The sequence below is a fragment of the Nostoc sp. DSM 114167 genome, assembly GCF_052692655.1.
Genome location: NZ_CP195116.1, coordinates 3,191,574 through 3,211,285, shown reverse-complemented (window position 1 = coordinate 3,211,285; position 19,712 = coordinate 3,191,574). Strand labels below are relative to the sequence as shown.

Below are 19,712 nucleotides of genomic sequence, written 5' to 3'. Positions count from 1 at the left end.
CAAAGACGCGATAAATCGGCGTCTCTTGTCTTAACCGAACAGTATTGCGTCGTCTCTTCCTACTCCTTTGTTTCTTCAAAGCGAAAGCGTTCTATGAAGCGGCGGTCAATCCAATCTTTGTAATGCCACAAGAGTTTGTGGGGTGGTAAAGTAAAAGTGCCTCTGGTTGCGATCGCTCGTTTGTCTCCCGTCCCAATTAAACTCAAATATTGTTTTTGTGGCTTATAAGGTTTGAGCGGCTTGTCTAATAAAATTCGCTGTAAATTCTCAAACAAAGGTTTACCTTGTCTAACAGCAAATACCCCAGCTTTCGGACGCGGATGATTTACCATTGTGGCAATATCACCAGATGCAAATACCTGCGGGTGCGTTTGAGATTGCAACGTGTCTTCTACCAAAATAAAACCTTGCTCATCAGTTCCTAGTCCAGCGTTTTTTAACCATTCGGGTGCTGATGCTTGTGTTACCCAAAAAATCTTATTGCACTCTACTGTCAAACCAGATTCACATTTAATTTCAAATACTTTTTTAGCTTTATTCTGGGTTTTAGGTGCAATTTTACACACAGTTTCTCCCAGATGTAACTTAATCCCTCGGTCAGTTAAAATTTGCTGAAGTTGATGCCGTACTGATTGATGATAATTGGGCATCAATTCTTGTCCGCGCTGGAATAAATGAACTTCTAGGTTTTGAATAGGTTGTTGAGTTTCATCCAAAATCCGATGTAACCGAGATTGCATCGATAGCGCTAATTCTACACCGCCCGCGCCACCACCTACGATCGCAATCCTAATTGCTTCTTGAGGATTTTTACTTACAGCTGCAATTAGTTCATACCAATGCTCTAATAACTGCGATACTGGTTTAGCTGCGATCGCATATTCTGCCGCACCTGATACAGACAGTATGGCTGGAGTGCTGCCAATATCAATAGACAGCACATCAAAATCTACCGCCAGTCCGTTATCACAAAGAACTTTGTTGTTTTTTAAGTCAAGGGCAACTACCGTGTCAATATACAATTGTACTTGAGCAAAGTTCGCCAAGGGTTGCAAGTCAATATGGCATTCATTGTGGCTGTAAAATCCGGCAATATGTCCTGGTAACATTCCAGAGTAGGCTGTCTCTGATGCTGTGGTAATCAGTATTAAACGTACTCCTGTTGACGGTTTGATACCGAGCATTTTTATAACAATAGCATGGCTGTGACCGCCACCAATTAACACCAGATTTTTAACTATTGGTTGTATAGTTTGCTGAGTTTTAATAGTCATCTTTAGTTAATCAATGATTATAAATAAATCAAAATTATCATGATGAGAGTTAATTGTCCGTGAAGACTAAAGACTAGTGAATACAACTGATTTTTGGAAATGTCTACTGGCAAAGGAAGTTATATTTTCCATTTTGTTGTTTGCATACAGTAATTTCAGTACTAAATATCTATGAAAATAATAGATGTAAATAGTTTAATACATAAAAATTAAATATTGAAATTTGTTTCTATTAATTATTAATGTCTTTAATCCCATGAAAAACATTTTATCAAAAAGTCACATCCAGCTATCCCAAATATTCCTGCGGATACCTGTTTTCCAGCAACAAGTCAAACAAAATCAGCATCATTCGCTAAAACGACGCTTAAGAATAGCAAGCGAACAGCTAGAAAATAACACTATAGAAATCAGTCTAGCTGTAATTAATGATTTAGAACAAATTGCTTATAGCTATCCACAGTACCATTGGACGATCGTAGATATTCTTACTAGTTTTGTACGAAAAAATGCTCCTTATATGCTCCAAGAGGAAGTAACGAGCCACCTGTCAACAAAAATTCGTTTAGATATTCAAGCCGCGCTGACTGTTATTGCTAGAAGAGATGCAAACAAAGACCCAGTAAATGAGCAACTTGATTTGAGCTTCACAGATATCAAAGGAGCAAACTTGAAAGGGGCGAATCTACAACAGATAAATCTCTATCAAGCTAATCTAGCTGGGGCTAATCTTAGAGAAGCTAATCTAGCGGGGGCAATACTTAGTGCAGCTAATCTAGAAGGAGCTAATTTATATCTAGCGAACTTAGAAGGAGCAATCCTCAGTGCAGCTAATCTAGATAAAGCTAACCTTTCTAAAGCTAACCTGCATCGTGCCAGTTTATATCTAGCTAGCTTGCATGGAGCAATTCTCTATGACACCATACTTGATCAAGCAAACCTCAGAGAAACCAAATTCTCTGAGTAATATCATATTCGCTTGATTGCTGATTGAAAAATTTTTCCCTACTCTTTAGTAGAGACGCAACTAACTGCCTTGCCTCTCTCCTGATTCTCTATTTTCAGCGTAATTCGTAACTTTTGTAGCGCAAGCGTTTCTTAATGTGTGACGTAAAATTATATTAGATATAATTCCTTAGTTCAATGAGTGTTTTGACACCTATTATAAATTTCTGCTAAATGCTATACTATTTTTCCTCAACATCTAAGTAATAATTCTAGGTTGTAAGGAAAATTTTTACCATGTCTTCTAAAAAGACAGACGCTCTTTTGAATTGGTTGATAACTTTAACAGCTGTATTTGGCTGCTCGTTGACTGTAATTTTCTTTGTCTTGTCCAATATTAAAGAATTGTCAATTCAAGAAAAAATCCAGTATAGAAACCAAGCTTTAACAACTACTGCAATAGTTTTTCTGGCATCGGCAGCAATGTTTAATACTTATTATGCAGCAAGGCGTGCCCAAGCTATGCAGAAGAGTGCGATCGCATCTGAGAAAAACTTAGAAATTGGCTTGCAAAATGCCAAGCTCAATCAAGACAGATTGATTGCAGAACGCTTTATGGGCGCAATTGCCCAGCTTGGCCATGAAAAAGTGGAAACTCGGACAGGTGCAATTTATGCTTTAGAAAGGGTTGCTCAGGATTTTCCTCAAGAACACTGGACAATTATGGAAATTCTCACTGCCTTTGTACGAGAGAATGCACCCATCCAGCACGTAAAAGGCGAGCAACAAAAGCCGGAATATCAAGGAGCAATTTACTCAAGTCGGCGTAGAAGTGGGCCGCGTCCAACGCCGCAGTTCGAGCAAAATCTCCATGAAGAATTCCCCAAAATACGCACCGATATTCAAGCAGCCCTGACTGTTATCGGCAGGCGTAATTTACTCGAAGACCCAAAAGATCAAAAACTTGATTTACGTAACACCGATATTAGACAAGCAGACCTACTAAAAACCAACCTGCAACAAGCAGACTTGCGTGGGGCTGACTTGAGTGGGGCTGATCTGCGTGGGGCTGATTTGAGTGGATGTGACCTTAGTGGCGCTAAACTCATTAGGTCGATTCTTTATGAAACCAAGTTACTAAAAGCTAGTTTATATGGAGCCAACCTTTGTTGGGCTAACCTGAATCGTACTAACCTCTCTGGAGCCAACCTGCGTTCAGCCAACCTCTCCGGTGCAAGTCTGCGTGCAGCTAATTTACAGGGAGCGAACCTTTATAAAGCTAACTTACAACAAGCGACCTTAAAAGTTGCTGACCTCTCTGGAGCAAAGTTGTTTTTAGCCAACTTGCAAGGTGCAAAATTGGGTAAAGCCAACCTGCACCAAACGGGTTTGATTGGTGCTAACCTCTGTGGAGCGAACTTAAATGGAGCTAACCTTTCTGGCGCTAACTTAAATGCAGCCAAACTCCACCAAACAGAAGTCTATTTTGCCAACCTCTCAGAAGCTAGCTTAACGGAAGCTGACCTGTATCAGGCTAATCTAATTGGAGCAAACCTTTATAGGGCAACCTTTTATCAAGCTAACCTGACTCAGGCAAACCTGATGGGAGCTAACTTTTCCCAAGCTAACCTCAATGATGTCAAATTGGAAGGGACTATTTTGACAGGAGCAAAAAACTTAGAGTTGGATCAGATTAGAGAAGCAGTTGGCGATCGCACCACTCGCTTACCTGATTATATCGAAGCACCTACACATTGGCGGCAATCGGGTTAAGCGATCGCAGCATCATTAGTTATTTGGGCGTATTCTACCGTTTTCACTTAATGCTATAGTTTTTCCAAAAAGTCTCCCTAACAATTCTGAAGATGAAGAAAATGAAAGCTATGTCTGATAACAGCACACACCAGCCAGAAATTTGTTTATAGTTTTAATTTTATTTATTAGATTATTTATTCATTTAGCAAAAAATAAGAAATAGATGAGAGTAGTGCTGTGCCCTCTATGGCTTGTAGGAGAATGTAGAAGAGAATAATCTTGCCTACAGTATTAATCAATGTTGAGGGAAAAACCATGCAATCAGCTTTACGTATCACAACCAAAGTTTTACCAGGAAACAAAATAGAAATTGAAATTCCAGAAGCTGAAATAGGCGATAGCGTTGATGTATTTGTGATTTTACCAGAAAAAACTGAACCCAAACATCGTTCTGTACTTGAGATTATAGAAGAAAGCCGTAGGAGACACCCTTCTCGAACTGCTGAGGATATAGACAGACAACTACAAGAAGAACGCTTATCATAATTAAAAATTAGTAGACCAAATTAAACTCATTTTTCAGGCGATCGCACAATCATCCTACCGGAAAATCTTCAACCACCTGAACATTGGAAAGCTTAAGTTTCACCCTTAGATACTGAAACTTTGAACCTTTGAGCATCATCGTCAAACCTCTAAGCTTCATCGTTGAACCTTTAAGACAAAAATAATCACTCAATCTGAAAAAGTTTTTTCCGAAATAGCCGCTTTATCGTCTGTATAATCACTGAAATGGGCAAGAGCGTTAGGCTGATTTCGGGTAATTTGTGATGAAACTAGATTTAGTCAGGTTTTTTCAAGCTTGCAACCCCAGTAAAACTCTGGTCGTGAGCAAACCGGAGGATAGACAATATTATATTGATTTCTCTAAAGTGCGTGGTGCCAAGATTATTGAGGAACTTGGGCGAACTATCACCCGCCTTGCACCTGAAGAACCCACTTGTCAATTGTTTACCGGACATATCGGTTGTGGCAAATCCACTGAATTACTGCGGCTAAAGGCAGAGTTAGAGCAGCAGGGATTTCATGTGGTTTATTTCGAGTCTAGCCAAAGCCTGGATATGGCTGATATTGATGTTACAGATATTTTATTAGCAGTAGCTCGTGAAGTTAGTCAAAGTTTGGAAGCAATCAAAATTAACCTCAAGCCTGGATACTTTCAAACTCTGTTTACTGAACTTGGTGAATTTTTGCAAACGCCGATAGAACTTGGGGGAGAGTTATCTGTAGGTATTGCCAAAATTACTGCCAAAACGAAAGATAGTCCCAGACTTCGCTCTCAGTTACGGCAATATTTAGAACCGCGCACCAACGGCATTTTAGAATCAATTAACAAAGAATTGCTCAAGCCTGCTAGAGAAAAACTCAAGCAGCAGGGTAAAAAAGGACTGGTGGTAATTATAGATAATCTCGACAGAGTGGATAATTCTCAGAAACCTTCCGGTCATTACCAGCCAGAATATCTCTTTGTGGAACGGGGCGAACAGTTAAACCAGCTAAATTGTCATGTTGTTTATACCATTCCGTTAGTGTTGATTTTTTCCAACGCTTTAGGAAGGTTAACAAATCGCTTTGGCGTAGACCCCAAGGTTTTGCCGATGGTTCCTGTGCAATTACAAGATGGTTCGCAATTCTCACAGGGAATTGTACTGTTACAACAGATGGTTATGGCAAGGGCTTTTCCTGGTGTCAGTTGGGAACAAAGTCAGAATTTAATTACTGAGGTTTTTGATAGTCCTGATACATTAGAGCGACTTTGCCAAGTTAGCGGTGGTCATTTGCGTAACTTGTTGATGTTATTGTTTCGCTGTCTTCAGCAAGAAGACCCACCTTTGTCGCAAGAGTGCGTAAATAGAGTGATTAAACAGCGCCGCAATGAGCTAACTTTGGCAATTACGCCCGATGAATGGGAAGTACTGCGTGAGGTGGCGCAAGAGAAAAACCTAAGAGGTCATGAAAGATACGAACTTTTGCTCCGCAGTATGTTTGTATTTGAATACCGGAATGAGGATGGTTCGTGGTTTGATATCAATCCGATTTTGGCAGAAGCCAAAGAATTTAGGTTATAAATCGGCATATATGAACAATTACCCCCCTTAATCCCCCCTTATAAAGGGGGGAAACAAGAAATCTAGTTCCCTCCCCTTTATAAGGGGGAAAGGTTAAAGGGGAAAGGGGAAAGGGAAGGGGGAAACAAGAAATCTAGTTCCCTCCCCTTTATAAGGGGAGGGTTAGGGTGGGGTAAAAGACTTGTGTGTACACCGTAGCCTTTATAAGGGGGAAAGGTTAAAGGGTAAAGGGAAAAGAGAAGGGGGAAACAAGAAATCTAGTTCCCTCCCCTTTATAAGGGGAGGGTTAGGGTGGGGTAAAACCTTGGGTTTTTCAGTTATTTCCTAAAAACCTAGCTTGATAAGACTTTCCTCGTTCCCAGTCTCCGACTGGGAATGCATTCATTGAGTCTCTGACTCAATGCCAGATTAGAGGCAGAGCCTCAACGAGGAGCATTCCCATGCAGAGCATGGGAACGAGATAATAACGTTAGCTAGATCAACAAGTGCGGGAGCCGTTTCAACAAGTGCGGGAGCTGCATCAACAAGTGCGGGAGCTAGATCAACAAGTGCGGGAGCTAGATCAACAAGTGCGGGAGCTAGATCAACAAGTGCGGGAGCTAGATCAACAAGTGCAGGAGCTATATCAGCAAGTGTGGGAGCTAGATCAACAAGTGCGGGAGCCGTTTCAACAAGTGCGGGAGCCGTGTCAGTTGTCATCTTCACAACTACAGCTTTTACAACTAGCAGAAATCGTCCGTCATCCTTTCTGCCCCCTGCCTCCTACCTCCTGGCTCAAAACCCGTAGCTTTGTACTTTATGCAAAAGAAAACTGCTGTATGTTATGAGTAATCAGCAAGAGCCAGAAAATTTAGCCTTTGACAATGAGCATTCATTGCAAACTCTGGTGCGAACAATTACCCTTTCTCAGGAAACATTTTCGCTGATTTTACTGCGCTGTAACTATGCTGATTTACGTCAGCGGATGGTAGAACGTCTGCGCCAATTATCTCCTGTACACATTCATGAAATTACTTTACCTGCATCAGTCAAAACGCTTTACACAAATATACGCGAACAGTTGGGAGATGAACAGCCACCAGCATTAATGATTTTTGGTTTGGAGTCGGTTAAAGATATTGATACAGTTCTGACTTCAGCTAACCAAGTGCGGGAGGAGTTTAGAAAGAACTTCCCGTTTCCGATATTGTTATGGGTTAATGATTCAGTTCTGCAAAAATTTATTCGATTAGCAACTGATTTAGAAAATTGGGCAACGATCATTGAGTTTGAAAACCCTACGGATGAGTTAGTCAACTTTCTCCAGCAAAAAAGTGATGAAATCTTTGCTGGTGAAGTAACGCCTAATCTCCAAATGTGCCGAGAATTAGAAACTGCTCGTCAGGATTTGCAAAATCGAGGAGAAGTATTAGAAGCAGCACTTCAAGCAAGTTTAGAGTTTTCGCTTGGCTTGAATGATTATCTACACGATCAAATAGATTCTGCTTTAGCACATTATCAACAAAGTTTGGAGTTCTGGCAACGAAGTAATTATTTAGAACTACAAGGTATATTACTCGTTAATATTGCTTTAGTTTATAACCGTCAAGCTGAAAAAAATCAGACAGAAAATCAACGCTATTGGCAAGAGTCGAGAAATTACCTTGAGCAAGCTATTGAGATTTTTGAACAAGCACAACGTTCTGATTTAGTCGCAAAACATATTACTAAACTGGGTGGAGTTCTGCAAAATTTACAAGCATGGTCAGAGTTGCAAAGCCTTGTGGATAAATCTTTGCCGCTACATCAAAATTATGGCACGTCGTTGCAGTTGGCTCAAGATTATGGTTTTTTGGCAGAGGTAGCTTTAGAGCAATCACGTTGGGATGAAGCTCATCAGCTCGCAGGGCAAGCATTACAAATATTAACTGAGATACCTAATTTACAATCAAATGAATTTGAATTGTATCGGTTTATTTTAGCAAAAGCTCAACAGGGTTTAGGTCAATATCAAGTAGCAATTAATAGTTTAAAAACTGCAAAAGCTAAAAGTAATCATCAGTACAACCCACAATTATATATATCTATATTAGAAAGGTTGCGCTTACTCTACTTTGAACAAGGTGAATATCTCAAAGCTTTTCATATTAAGCAAGAGCAACTACAAATTGAACAGCAGTATGGTTTTCGCGCCTTTGTTGGTGCATCTTATCTCAATCCGCAGCGACAAGCAATTAGTTCTGCATTGCAAGTAGAAAATCCTGAAACCATTGCTGAAGAAATTGCTGCTTCTGGTCGAGGACAAGATGTAAAGCGGTTGCGAGAAAGAATTGGCGGGACTGAGCATAAATTGACTGTAATTCATGGTCAGTCAGGAGTGGGGAAAAGTTCAATTTTGCAGGGTGGATTAATCCCAGCGTTGCAACAGCAAGCTATTGGCGAGCGAGATGCTTTACCCCTTCTGGTGCGAGTTTATACAGATTGGGTGGGGATGTTGGGGCAGAGTTTGGCTAAAGCTTTTGAGGAAGTCAGAGGTAATCAATTATCTGTTAATCTTGATTCTTCAACAGCTATTTTAGAACAATTACGAAGAAATACTGACCGGAATTTGTTAACGGTTTTAATATTTGACCAGTTTGAGGAGTTTTTCTTTGTTTATCCAGACCAAGGTCAACGACGAGCATTTTATGAGTTTTTACGAGTTTGTCTAGATATTCCTTTTGTGAAGGTAATTCTGTCTTTGCGGGAAGATTATTTACATTATTTATTAGAATTAGACCGTCTGTTTAATTTGAGTGCAATTAATAATAATATTCTCGATAAACATATTCGCTATTATTTGGGTAACTTTTCACCAGCCGATGCTAAAGCAGTTGTGCAGAGTTTAACAGAACGCTCTCACTTTTACTTAGAACCTGCATTGATTGATGAATTAGTCCGAGATTTAGCAGGTGAGTTGGGGGAGGTACGCCCGATTGAGTTACAAATTGTGGGGACACAATTGCAAACTGATAAAATTACAACTTTAGAAAAGTATCGTCAGTTTGGCACGAAAGAAAAACTGGTTGAGCGATTTTTAGAAGAAGTCATTCATGATTGTGGTGCGGAGAATGAACAGGTTGCTCGACTGGTTTTATATTTACTTACAGATGAAAATGGTACTCGTCCCCTGAAGACTCGTGCTGAGTTAGCCGCAGATTTGCCAGCAGAAGTTGATAAACTAGATTTGGTTTTAGAGATTTTTGTGGCATCAGGGTTAGTATTGCTGTTACCAGAATCGCCTGCTGACCGTTATCAATTGGTGCATGATTACCTTGTGTCGTTTATTCGCCAACAACAGGGCAATGAGATATTAGCACAACTAGCTAGAGAGCGAGAACAACGCTTGCAAGCAGAAGAGAAGCTGAAGCTTGAACAAGATGCAAGGCAGATATTAGTTGATGCTCAACAAGAAGCCAAGCGACAAATTCGCCAAGGGCGGATGCAGTTGATGGTGAGTTCTGGTTTAGCGGTATGTCTATTATTATTGGCAGGTATATCATCAAGATACGCATTCAATAAAATTCAAGTGGCTAATAATAATAAGCGACAGGTAGAGCAGAAGTTTCAAGAAGGGGAGAAGAATAAGCAATTCCTACAAGCAAAATTAAAATCAACAACACAAGAGTCGTTGGCTTATAAAGTAAACTTGGAAGAGCTAAAACGGGAAACCTCAGAATTACTAGAGAAAAATGCCCATGCACGGGAAAGCGCAAAAAATGCTGAAGTAAAATTACAACTAGCACAGACAGAACGAGAGCGAGCAGAATCTCAAGTTAAGCAAGCCCAAACCACTCTCAAGCAAATGCAAGCAAGACTTACACAAACAAAGGAAGCAATAAAAGTAGCGGGTGTACAGTATCAAAAAGCACATCAAGATGCGGAAGAAGCACGTCGAAAAGCATCTCAACAAATAAAAGCAGCAGATCAAGAAGTAAAAAAAGCACATCAACAAATAGAAGCAGCAGATCAACAAATAGAAGCAGCAGATCAAAAAGCACAAACAGCAGATCAAAAAGCACAAACAGCACATCAAGAAGCACAAACAGCACATCAACAAGCAGCAAGTCGAGAAATAATAAATAATACACAGGCGGCAACTGCTGCAAAAATTCAAAGTATATCAAGGCCGAGGCAGTGTCAATAGTGTGAGTTTTAGCCCGGACGGCAAAACCATCGCCACGGCATCAGATGACAAGACAGCGCGGTTGTGGCCTGTGGAGAATTTAGACCACTTGCTAGTGCGGGGTTGCAATTGGCTGCATGATTATTTGCAGAATAACCCGAATTTGGGTGAGAGAGACAAGCGTCTTTGTGATGATATTAAGTAATATGATGTCGGTTAATTTAGTTATGATTACCACAGTCATTGCACCCCACCCCTTGGTGAGGGGCTACCGTGTATACACAAGTCAAATTACCCCCCTTAATCCCCCCGATGCATTGGGGGGAAATCGGAAATCTAGTTCCCTCCTCTTTGCAAGCCTTGGTGCAGTCGCAAGCAATCGATGTCTGCCGAGAGGAAATCGGAAATCTAGTTCCCTCCCCTTTGCAAGCGATGCCCTGAGCTTGTCGAAGGGGGGAGGGTTAGGGTGGGGTGATGCGCATTGGTGTCAACTTAACGTGAAAGCCAGCCGAGAACAAGCTTTTAGATATTGTCTCGGTTGTCTCGTTCCCAGTCTCCGACTGGGGATGTTCGTCGTTGAGGCTCCGCCTCAAGACTTGCGGCAGAGCCGCAACGATCGGCATTTCCAGCCAGAGGCTGGAAACGAGGTTTGAAAAGTGCAGCTTTGGCGGGGTGGGGTGATGCGGATATTATGGTTACTTCAAAGGACATGATATAAATAATTGGCAAAAGTCTGGCGATTCTCCTTTGGAGACGCTAGGCGATCGCACTCTACTCGAATTGTCTCATGCGATCGCTCCAAAGGTTTCTCAGTTTTGCTCAAGCTATCTGCACCTTCTAGAATTATCTGATTCCCAAAGTAGTGCAGAATTAAATGGTGAAGAAGGAACTGGCAAAGCGATCGCTCAACTACGCAAAAAACTATTATTTGACAAATACAGCAGATTACTGCTGCCAATGGTGGCAGAAACTTAATATTAAAGATGCAAAAATCGGGATTGCATCTGGTTGTCGCTAGTTCAGCAAGTTCTGAAGAACTTGAGATCGCGTTCAAAATTACTCAAGTAGATGATTTGCTATCGCAAGTAACTACATCCGATGATGCCGAAGCATCTAAACTTGCTCCTGAAATTGTAGAAGCTGCCTTGAACAAAGGGCAAATGACACCTGAAAAAGTCGTGCTGCTAAGAGATTCTCCCTACGATATTGAGTCTGCCGACAAAGCCGGAGTAAATGTAATTGCTTTGCGTTGCGGTAGCTTTAGCGATGAACAACTATCGCTTGCGATCGCAATTGACAACGATCCAGAAGATTTACTACAGCACTATGATTCTTCAATTCTGGGTGCAAATGTTTAAATAGTAAAAAAGTACTAAAAGGGTAAGCGATCGCAGTCAATTCATCAACGAAGTTGTGCAATATTGTAAGCTGTTACGCATTAAAATTGCACATTAACTAATGAGGGTTGTCCTTTGTTATTTGTTCTTTGTCCTTAGAAACACAAAACACAAATGACTAATGACTAATGACCGTTTATACGGAGTTTGACTTGTGTGTACACTGTAGCTTTTTTAAGGGGGGGTTAGGAGGGATCGATAAGTGCCTAAAATTACAGCCATTCACTTTTAAAATATTCCCTGAGTAAGAGACAATGAATAAGACATCTGTCCTACGCTAATTATCCTATGGGGATAAAACACAGAGATGTCTCTAACAAAGCGGCTGGAAATTTTAGATTTAATTCGGAAACTTCGTCAGCAGCTCAATCTTTCTCAGAAACAGTTTGCTGCTAAAGTAGGAGTTTCTTTCAAAACAGTCAACCGTTGGGAGAATGGGCATACAGTCCCTTCACGCATAGCGCTAAAACTAATAGAAGAAATGTTACGGAAGATGGGTGAACCTGGCAAAAGACTGCTAACTCAATATTTTCCAGAAGCAGAGTAGGGTTATGAGTCGTAAGGCAAGGGCATCTGAATCGCAAATAATCTTTACTGACGGTAGAGACAAGGGCGCATTCATCCGGGAGAAACTGCTGCATTATGGTGTTGCTTCCCTATCCGTTGTCTTAGCACTATGGACAACTCTGCTACTCAATCCATATCTCACTTCAACGCCTGCGGCACTGTTTTTTGCTGCGGTGATGGTGAGTGCTTGGTACGGTGGCTTAGGGCCAGGGTTACTTGCTACCCTTTTGTCTACTTTTGCAGTCAATTACTTCTTTTTTAAGTCACTTCACGTGCAGAACATTACAAATCTGAATATTGTAGTTCCCTTGGTAGTGTTCATGCTGACAGCAGGGTTAATCAGCTGGCTTAACGAATCACGCCGCACAGCCCAACGGCAAGCAGAGGCGAGCCTGAAGTCACTACGCGAAAGTGAGGCACGGTTTAGTCGCTTAACCGAGTCCAATATTATTGGGATGATTGTGGCTAATCTGAACGGCTTAATCGTTGAAGCCAATGATGCCTTTCTCAAAATGCTCAATTATACACGCGAAGATTTGCGCTCTGGTCGAATCCGCTGGGGCGATATTGTTCCACTCCAATATATTGAGGTAAGCGAGCGAGCGATTCAAGAACTGACAATGACTGGGAGTTGTAAGCCCTTTGAGCAGGAATACATCCGCAAAGACGGCTCTTTAGTTCCTGTTCTACTTGGTTTTGCTAAACAGGGAGATCGGACAATCATTGGTTTTGTACTTGACTTAAGCGAACGCAAACAAGCCCAAGCAGAAGCCCAGCATCTCTCCCGCCAAGCAAAAGAAGCCCAGAGCATTTTGCAAATGCTCCTAGAACACGTCCCAGAGGGAATTACGATCGCTGGTGGCCCCCCTGATTTCCCAATTATCGCTAACAGCAAACTCGCGCAAAAACTTTTGGGCAGACCAAATGAATCTCTCGTTGGTATGTCTTGTGAATCTTATGTTCAGCTTTACAGTCTGTTCTTGGCTGATGGTGTAACGTCGCTCACTTTAGAGCAATTACCTTTATACCGTGCTACGCGTTATGGAGAAACCATCCGCGATGAAGAATGCATCATTGAACGTCCAGATGGTACTACAATTACAGCGATCGCCAATGTCGTACCAATTCGAGATTCCCAAGGTGAGATTATTGGTGCAATAGATTGCTGGCGCGATATCACCAACCGTAAGCTCATAGAAGAAGCACTGCGCCAACGAGAAACAGAACTTCGTTTAATTACAGATACGCTGCCAGTTCTGATTACTTTTGTAGATTCAGAACAACGCTACCGCTTCAACAATCGAGCCTATCAAGATTGGTTTGGGCATTCAACGGCAGAAGTTTATGGAAAGCATCTTTGGGAAGTATTGGGTGAATCCGCTTATGAAGTGCTTCGTCCTTATGTGGAACAAGTACTAGCAGGAGAGCAGGTTACTTTTGAAAGTCAAGTTCCTTATAAAGATGGTGGCACACGTTACATTAATGCCATTTACGTTCCCCAATTTAATCAACAGGGAATCGTTGAAGGGTATGTGGCGTTAGTCACCGACATCAGCGAACAGCAAGCTGCGCTACGCGAACGCGATCGGGCAGAAGCTGCGTTGCGCGAAAGTGAAGCTCGCTTTCGCCAAATGGCAGACACTGCTCCCGTACTAATTTGGATGTCCGGCACTGACAAACTTTGTAACTACTTTAATAAACCTTGGCTAGATTTTACCGGGCGGACTCTGGAGCAAGAGATGGGCAAAGGGTGGACTGAAGGTATTCATCCTGATGATTTTCAGCGTTCCTTAGATACATACACCCATGCCTTTGATGCCCGACAAAATTTTCAAATCGAATATCGTCTCAAACACTGTGATGGCGAATACCGTTGGGTTTTTGATACTGGTGTGCCTCGGTTTGCACCAACCGGGGAATTTCTTGGCTATATCGGCTCCTGTGTTGATATCCACGATCGCAAGTTGGCAGAAGAAGCGCTACGTGACAGCGAGGAGCGATACCGAATTTTAACGGAAGTCTCACCGCAGGCCATTTGGATGGGCAGTAGCGATGGTGGTATTACTTATTGCAATCAACACTGGTTAGATTTCACCGGACTGACAATGGAGCAAACCGCTGGGTATGGCTGGATTTATGTCATTCACCCCGACGATCGCGATCGCGTCTTTAAAAGTTCGATGCAGGCTGTTGCTAACGCCACCAACTACGAAATAGAAGTTCGCTTTCGTCAAGTTTCTGATGGTAGCTATCGTTGGCATATTGTCCGGGGTTTACCATTTCGAGATGCAAACGGACAGATTATCAAATGGGTGGGCATCGCCAGCGACATTCACGATCGCAAAGTTGCCGAAGCCGCCCTGCAACAACTCAACGAAATGCTAGAGCAACGGATTCAAGAGCGCACTGCCCAACTCGAAGCCGCTAATAAAGAACTCGAATCTTTCTCTTACTCAGTTTCTCACGACTTGCGGGCACCACTGCGCCACATCGCCGGATTTGTCGAATTGCTTCAGAAACGCCAGACCTCAACAAGTTTAGATCGAACAAGTCAGCGCTATTTGAAAATAATTGCCGACACTGCCAAACAAGCAGGGATACTGATCGATGAATTGCTGACATTTTCTCGGATGGGGCGCACCGAAATGCGCTACATCAACTTGAATATGGAGGAATTGGTACAAGAAGTAAAACGCGACTCGATCGCAGAAACCCCAGGACGGATAATCTATTGGCACATCGAGCCACTGCCAGAAGCGCAGGGCGATCCCTCCATGCTGCGACTGGTGCTTCGCAACTTGATAGGCAATGCCGTAAAATATAGCCAGACTCGAAACCCAGCAGAAATTACTGTTGGCAGTATTGACAATGAAAACGAAGTTATCTTTTTTGTACAAGATAACGGCGTAGGCTTTAATATGCAATATGTCCACAAGCTATTCGGAGTATTTCAACGTCTGCATAGCGACCCACAATTTGAAGGCACTGGTGTTGGATTGGCAAACGTGCAACGCATTATTCATCGGCATAATGGTCGAGTTTGGGCAGAGGCTGTAGTTGACAGTGGCGCCACCTTTTATTTCTCGCTGCCTAAATTGTCCAAAGAGGAGAGTGAATGAAAGAACTGAAGCGAATTTTGCTAATTGAAGACAGTGCCAACGATGCAGAGTTAATCCTAGCCGCCTTGTCAGAAAACCATCTCGCCAATGAAGTAGTGGTGGTACGTGATGGCGAAGAAGCATTAGATTATCTTTATCGCCGGGGGTTGTTCCGGTTGCGAATGGAAGGGTATCCTGTTGTAGTGTTGCTCGATTTGAAACTGCCTAAAGTTGATGGACTAGAAGTGCTGGCGCAACTCAAATCTGACCCAGTAATGCGAGTAATTCCAGTGGTGGTACTGACCTCTTCTCGCGAGGAGCCTGACCTAGTTCGCTGCTACGAGCTAGGGGTGAATGCTTATATTGTCAAGCCAGTAGATTACCGTGATTTTGCCGATTCTATTAAAGGTGTTGGCTTGTTTTGGGCAGTGATCAATCAGCCTCCAGTTGGTGCTTTACCTCCGGCTCCTCATCCTCAAAAGGAGAGCAACTGATGAATGTCCTGCGTTTCCTCCTCTTGGAAGATAGCCTGTTAGATACAGAGCTTGCCCAAATGATATTAACTGAAGGGGGAATTAATTGCGAACTGATCCGAGTCGAAACCGGTGCTGATTTCCTAGCTGCTTTGGAAACAGAAACTTTCGATTTAATTCTTGCCGATTATGCCTTACCATCTTTTGATGGAATTTCTGCCTTGGAAATTGCCCGAAATCACTATCCAGAGGTTCCTTTTATCTTTGTCTCTGCCGTACTAGGTGAAGAATTAGCGATCGAAGCTTTGAAGAATGGTGCAACCGATTATGTATTAAAGCAACGATTAGGGCGGTTAGTTCCCTCGGTGCAACGCGCATTGCGGGAAGCTAAGGAGCGGCGTAAGCGCAAGCAAGCAGAGGAGTCTTTACAAAAAAGTGAAGCCAAGTATCGCCAAATTGTTGATACCTCTTATGAGGGAATTTGGATGATTGACTCCAAAACCCGAACCGAGTTTGTGAATCAGCGGATATCTCAGATGTTGGGTTATCCGGCAGCAGAAATACTCGGTCGTTCTATATTTGATTTTATCGTGGCTGATGAGATCGCCGATGAAGCAAAACTGGAGTGGTTCAAAGGAGAAGGAAGCGATCTCAAAGAAGGGCGATTGCGTTGCCAGGATGGTTCGTACATCTGGACACTGATTTCTGCAAGAACGATTTTGAACGAACAAGGTGAGTGTTTAGGTGCGATCGCCATGCTAACTGATATCACCGATCGCAAACGCAGCGAATCAGAACGCGATCGCCTTTTGCAGCTTGAGCAAATAGCTAGGGCGGAAGCTGAGGCTGCTAACCGAATCAAAGATGAGTTTTTGGCAGTACTTTCTCATGAATTGCGATCGCCCTTGAATCCAATTCTCGGTTGGGCAAAACTATTGCAGAGCCGGAAATTTGATGAGGCATCGCTCAACAAAGCACTGAAAACTATTGAGCGCAATGCCAAATTACAAGCTCAATTAATTGAAGACTTACTAGATGTTTCTCGCATCCTCCAAGGCAAACTCAGCCTCAACACGATCCCAGTCGATCTGGTATCCACGATTGAAGCCGCAATGGAAACAGTGCATTTAGCAGCAGAGGCTAAAACTATTCAGATTGAGACGAAGCTCGATCCAAATGTGGGCAAAGTTTTGGGCGATCCAGCCCGCTTACAGCAAGTTTTCTGGAACCTTTTATCGAATGCCGTCAAGTTTAGTGAGACTAAGGGAAAAGTAAATGTGCGATTGCAGCGCATCGACACTCAAGCGCAGATTACCGTCAGCGATACAGGTAAGGGCATTCACCCTGACTTTTTACCTCATGTATTTGATTACTTCCGTCAAGGTGACAGTACAACAACTAGAAGGTTTGGTGGATTAGGGTTAGGTTTAGCGATCGCTCGTCACTTGATCGAGATGCACGGCGGAACAGTTTGGGCGGAAAGTCCTGGTGAGGAGCAAGGAGCGATTTTTACAGTCAGGTTGCCGCTAATCGAAGACAGTACGACAAGCGAGGATGACACAAATACTGATTCCTCAACTGCCGCTTTTTCCTCCTCTCCCCTCATGGGTTTACAAGTGCTGGTTGTGGATGACAATGATGATACCCGCGACTTTTTCAGCTTTGTGCTGGAACAGTTTGGCGCGATCGTCACCGCAGTGGCATCAGGAGATGAAGCATTACAAGCGCTAACCCAGTCAAAGCCAGATATCTTACTCAGCGATATTGGAATGCCAGAGATGAACGGCTATATGTTGATGCAACAGGTGCGGACTCTGGAAGCAAAAGTCGGAGGAAAAAAGATGCCTGCGATCGCTCTGACTGCTTATGCAGGTGAAATCAATCAGCAATACGCACTAAAAGCAGGATTTCAACAGCACATTGTTAAGCCTGTAGCACCAGAGGAATTGCTCGTGGCGATTTCTAACTTAGTCCAATCTACTTAGGTTAGGGTTTGCGATCGATCTGAGTAATTGAACTGGCTTAAGGTTACAGATTTGAAACTATTCTTCACAAGTAATATGGTCTTTTTAATTGCCTGGAATACTCCTGGTAATCCAGAAAAATGTTGTGCTCCAACAGCGTGTTGATATAAAAAGTTTATTCTCTTGTCAAAAATTTATATCACCTTATTGACAGTACCTTTCAAGTAATTGAACTACACTACTTTTCATTCTCCGTCTGGATTGTGGACTAAATACCTGAAAATTTTATCAAATCAATCTGAGTGAAAAAGAGTGTAGAGATGTAGCAGTACTAAGTCTCTACAAGGTTTCTGGATATAGCATATTTAACTTCACTAGATGTCTAATCATTCGTGAATAATCAGATCCCTGACTTCTCTAAAAAGTCGATAATCTTGTCGATCGTGAATGATTCAGGATTGGTATATAGATAATTTTTATCTAATAGATTTAATAGTTCGCCAATTTTATCCGTGTTTGTACTCTATCATAACTTTACGGATACTCTTAGAATCAACCTAAATTTATTTCCGTAAGGAGTCGGATATGAAGACTTATGACATGTCTTTCATAAAAACCAATGGACTCACGACTTTGTTGGCATTTGTCTCAGTTATATTTATTTTATCATTCACTTTAATTATATTATTTTTTGAAAATATTCAAGGATTTTCAAATCAAGAAAAAATTGAATACATTACTCAAGCATTAACAACGATTGCCATAATTATTGGGGGATTGGCATTAATTCTTAATGCTTACTATACCTCTAGACTCTCTCTAGAGGAGAATCACAGCTTGTTAACGCAACTACTAACTGAAACACTAGCTTGGGATAACAATATCGGAAATTGTATCAATCAGACACAACTAACTCCCCAAGAAATTGTTTCCGAACGCTTTTCTAAAGCAATTGAACAACTGGGAAATGAAAAAATTGAAACGCGATTTGCTGCAATTTATGCTTTAGAACGAATTGCCAAAGATTCCCCGAAAGATCATTGGACAATTATGGAAATCCTCGCTGCTTTTATCCGCGAGAATGCCCCGGTGAATAGAGAATATGAGAATGAGTCACTACAATCATCAAAACTTCCTACAGATATTCAAACAGCCTTAACTGTCATTGGCAGACGTGATTCATCTAAAGATCCAGTCAATCAGAAACTCGATTTACGCAATACAGACCTTAGCAATGCAGACTTAACAGAAGCTAATCTCTCTAGAGCAATTTTTGTCGGAGCTAACTTGCAATGGATCAATTTTACCAAAGTAAACCTTTCTGAAGCAGACTTATCTGTTACCTGTCTTTGTGGCTCAATCTTTTATGAAGCCAACCTGCAAAAAGCAATCCTCCCAGAAGCCAATCTTCAAGGCGCAGTTCTTAGAAAAGCGAACCTTTCCCAAGCCATCCTTTACGATGCCAACTTGGAAGGCACAGTTCTGTGCGATGCCAACTTGGAAGGAGCAGTTCTTTGCGATGCCAACTTAGAAGGAGCAATCCTTTGTGATGCCAACTTAGAAGAAGTTAACTTTGAGGGTAGCAATCTCCAAGATACAAACTTGATTGGCAGTAACTTGCAAAGGGCAAAACTTGCTGGCGCTAATCTAGAAAGTGCATTACTGAGTACAGCTAACCTCCAAGAAGCTAATTTCCAAGAAGCTAACCTCTGTGGAGCCAACTTGAGCGGCTCGGAAAATGTAGAATCACAGCAGATTGAACAAGCAATTGGCGATCGCACAACCATCCTACCGGAAAATCTGAAAATACCCCAACACTGGCGGTAATAACAAGGTAAATTTTCAGCATCTAAAACTTGATTACACGATAGGGAGGTATAACTATGCGTCCCTATCGTGTTTAATTTAGTACCCAAAACTAAAAAATTCCCAAAAACCTGATAAATATTCTCTATCAGTCTAAATT

The 19,712-nt window shown here is 42.0% G+C and carries 14 protein-coding genes and 2 pseudogenes; 14 read left to right on the top strand and 2 right to left on the bottom strand.

The window, feature by feature from the left end; all coding sequences use genetic code 11:
• Nucleotides 1–59 precede the first annotated feature (59 nt).
• Nucleotides 60–1,274: an FAD-dependent oxidoreductase gene (locus NSTC731_RS13670; protein ID WP_445631278.1), complete on the bottom strand. Its 1,215-nt coding sequence runs from the start codon at nucleotides 1,272–1,274 to the stop codon at nucleotides 60–62.
• Nucleotides 1,275–1,530: 256 nt separating this feature from the next.
• Here NSTC731_RS13670 and NSTC731_RS13665 point away from each other — a divergent pair, with 256 nt between their 5' ends.
• From NSTC731_RS13665 to NSTC731_RS13640, 6 genes and pseudogenes are all read left to right on the top strand, one after another.
• Nucleotides 1,531–2,241: a pentapeptide repeat-containing protein gene (locus NSTC731_RS13665; RefSeq protein ID WP_445631277.1), complete on the top strand. Its 711-nt coding sequence runs from the start codon at nucleotides 1,531–1,533 to the stop codon at nucleotides 2,239–2,241.
• A gap of 275 nt (nucleotides 2,242–2,516) precedes the next feature.
• A complete protein-coding gene (locus tag NSTC731_RS13660) occupies nucleotides 2,517–3,992 on the top strand; it encodes a pentapeptide repeat-containing protein (RefSeq protein ID WP_445631276.1) in 1,476 nt (491 codons plus the stop codon).
• A gap of 261 nt (nucleotides 3,993–4,253) precedes the next feature.
• Nucleotides 4,254–4,520 carry a hypothetical protein gene (locus tag NSTC731_RS13655; RefSeq protein WP_445631275.1) on the top strand — a complete coding sequence of 89 codons (267 nt, stop codon included), beginning with the start codon at nucleotides 4,254–4,256 and terminating at the stop codon, nucleotides 4,518–4,520.
• A 284-nt stretch (nucleotides 4,521–4,804) separates the two neighbouring features.
• Complete coding sequence (locus NSTC731_RS13650) at nucleotides 4,805–6,103, top strand: P-loop NTPase fold protein (RefSeq protein ID WP_445631274.1); 1,299 nt, start codon at nucleotides 4,805–4,807, stop codon at nucleotides 6,101–6,103.
• A gap of 485 nt (nucleotides 6,104–6,588) precedes the next feature.
• Nucleotides 6,589–6,930: a hypothetical protein gene (locus NSTC731_RS13645; RefSeq protein WP_445631273.1), complete on the top strand. Its 342-nt coding sequence runs from the start codon at nucleotides 6,589–6,591 to the stop codon at nucleotides 6,928–6,930.
• Nucleotides 6,927–10,452 (top strand): annotated as a pseudogene (locus tag NSTC731_RS13640) (nSTAND1 domain-containing NTPase). Before NSTC731_RS13645 ends, NSTC731_RS13640 begins: the two are co-directional and overlap by 4 nt.
• A gap of 317 nt (nucleotides 10,453–10,769) precedes the next feature.
• On the opposite strand, the gene NSTC731_RS13635 reads toward NSTC731_RS13640, so the two are convergent.
• Nucleotides 10,770–10,958 carry a hypothetical protein gene (locus NSTC731_RS13635; protein ID WP_445631272.1) on the bottom strand — a complete coding sequence of 63 codons (189 nt, stop codon included), beginning with the start codon at nucleotides 10,956–10,958 and terminating at the stop codon, nucleotides 10,770–10,772.
• Nucleotides 10,959–10,994: 36 nt separating this feature from the next.
• On the opposite strand from NSTC731_RS13635, the gene NSTC731_RS13630 reads away from it, so the two are divergent.
• From NSTC731_RS13630 to NSTC731_RS13595, 8 genes and pseudogenes are all read left to right on the top strand, one after another.
• Complete coding sequence (locus NSTC731_RS13630) at nucleotides 10,995–11,222, top strand: hypothetical protein (RefSeq protein WP_445631271.1); 228 nt, start codon at nucleotides 10,995–10,997, stop codon at nucleotides 11,220–11,222.
• An 8-nt stretch (nucleotides 11,223–11,230) separates the two neighbouring features.
• The gene (locus NSTC731_RS13625) at nucleotides 11,231–11,605 is read left to right on the top strand and encodes an HAD family hydrolase (protein ID WP_445631270.1); all 375 of its coding nucleotides are present in this window, start codon (nucleotides 11,231–11,233) and stop codon (nucleotides 11,603–11,605) included.
• 346 nt (nucleotides 11,606–11,951) lie between these two features.
• Nucleotides 11,952–12,191 carry a helix-turn-helix domain-containing protein gene (locus tag NSTC731_RS13620; protein WP_445631269.1) on the top strand — a complete coding sequence of 80 codons (240 nt, stop codon included), beginning with the start codon at nucleotides 11,952–11,954 and terminating at the stop codon, nucleotides 12,189–12,191.
• 4 nt (nucleotides 12,192–12,195) lie between these two features.
• Nucleotides 12,196–15,330 carry a PAS domain S-box protein gene (locus NSTC731_RS13615; RefSeq protein WP_445631268.1) on the top strand — a complete coding sequence of 1,045 codons (3,135 nt, stop codon included), beginning with the start codon at nucleotides 12,196–12,198 and terminating at the stop codon, nucleotides 15,328–15,330.
• Complete coding sequence (locus tag NSTC731_RS13610) at nucleotides 15,327–15,803, top strand: response regulator (RefSeq protein WP_322692564.1); 477 nt, start codon at nucleotides 15,327–15,329, stop codon at nucleotides 15,801–15,803. The genes NSTC731_RS13615 and NSTC731_RS13610 overlap by 4 nt, the downstream gene beginning before the upstream one ends.
• Nucleotides 15,803–16,111: pseudogene (locus NSTC731_RS13605) on the top strand (response regulator); the annotation flags it as partial. The gene NSTC731_RS13610 and the pseudogene NSTC731_RS13605, both read left to right, overlap by 1 nt.
• Before the next feature lie 36 nt (nucleotides 16,112–16,147).
• Nucleotides 16,148–17,767: a hybrid sensor histidine kinase/response regulator gene (locus NSTC731_RS13600; RefSeq protein WP_445632085.1), complete on the top strand. Its 1,620-nt coding sequence runs from the start codon at nucleotides 16,148–16,150 to the stop codon at nucleotides 17,765–17,767.
• Nucleotides 17,768–18,346: 579 nt separating this feature from the next.
• Nucleotides 18,347–19,573: a pentapeptide repeat-containing protein gene (locus NSTC731_RS13595; RefSeq protein WP_445631267.1), complete on the top strand. Its 1,227-nt coding sequence runs from the start codon at nucleotides 18,347–18,349 to the stop codon at nucleotides 19,571–19,573.
• Nucleotides 19,574–19,712: the final 139 nt, after the last annotated feature.

Coding starts and splice junctions, on each gene's coding strand:
- NSTC731_RS13670 (WP_445631278.1), bottom strand. CDS start 1,274: ATGACTATTAAAACTCAGCAAACTATACAACCAATAGTTAAAAATCTG.
- NSTC731_RS13665 (WP_445631277.1), top strand. CDS start 1,531: ATGAAAAACATTTTATCAAAAAGTCACATCCAGCTATCCCAAATATTC.
- NSTC731_RS13660 (WP_445631276.1), top strand. CDS start 2,517: ATGTCTTCTAAAAAGACAGACGCTCTTTTGAATTGGTTGATAACTTTA.
- NSTC731_RS13650 (WP_445631274.1), top strand. CDS start 4,805: ATGAAACTAGATTTAGTCAGGTTTTTTCAAGCTTGCAACCCCAGTAAA.
- NSTC731_RS13635 (WP_445631272.1), bottom strand. CDS start 10,958: ATGTCCTTTGAAGTAACCATAATATCCGCATCACCCCACCCCGCCAAA.
- NSTC731_RS13625 (WP_445631270.1), top strand. CDS start 11,231: ATGCAAAAATCGGGATTGCATCTGGTTGTCGCTAGTTCAGCAAGTTCT.
- NSTC731_RS13620 (WP_445631269.1), top strand. CDS start 11,952: ATGTCTCTAACAAAGCGGCTGGAAATTTTAGATTTAATTCGGAAACTT.
- NSTC731_RS13615 (WP_445631268.1), top strand. CDS start 12,196: ATGAGTCGTAAGGCAAGGGCATCTGAATCGCAAATAATCTTTACTGAC.
- NSTC731_RS13610 (WP_322692564.1), top strand. CDS start 15,327: ATGAAAGAACTGAAGCGAATTTTGCTAATTGAAGACAGTGCCAACGAT.
- NSTC731_RS13595 (WP_445631267.1), top strand. CDS start 18,347: ATGTCTTTCATAAAAACCAATGGACTCACGACTTTGTTGGCATTTGTC.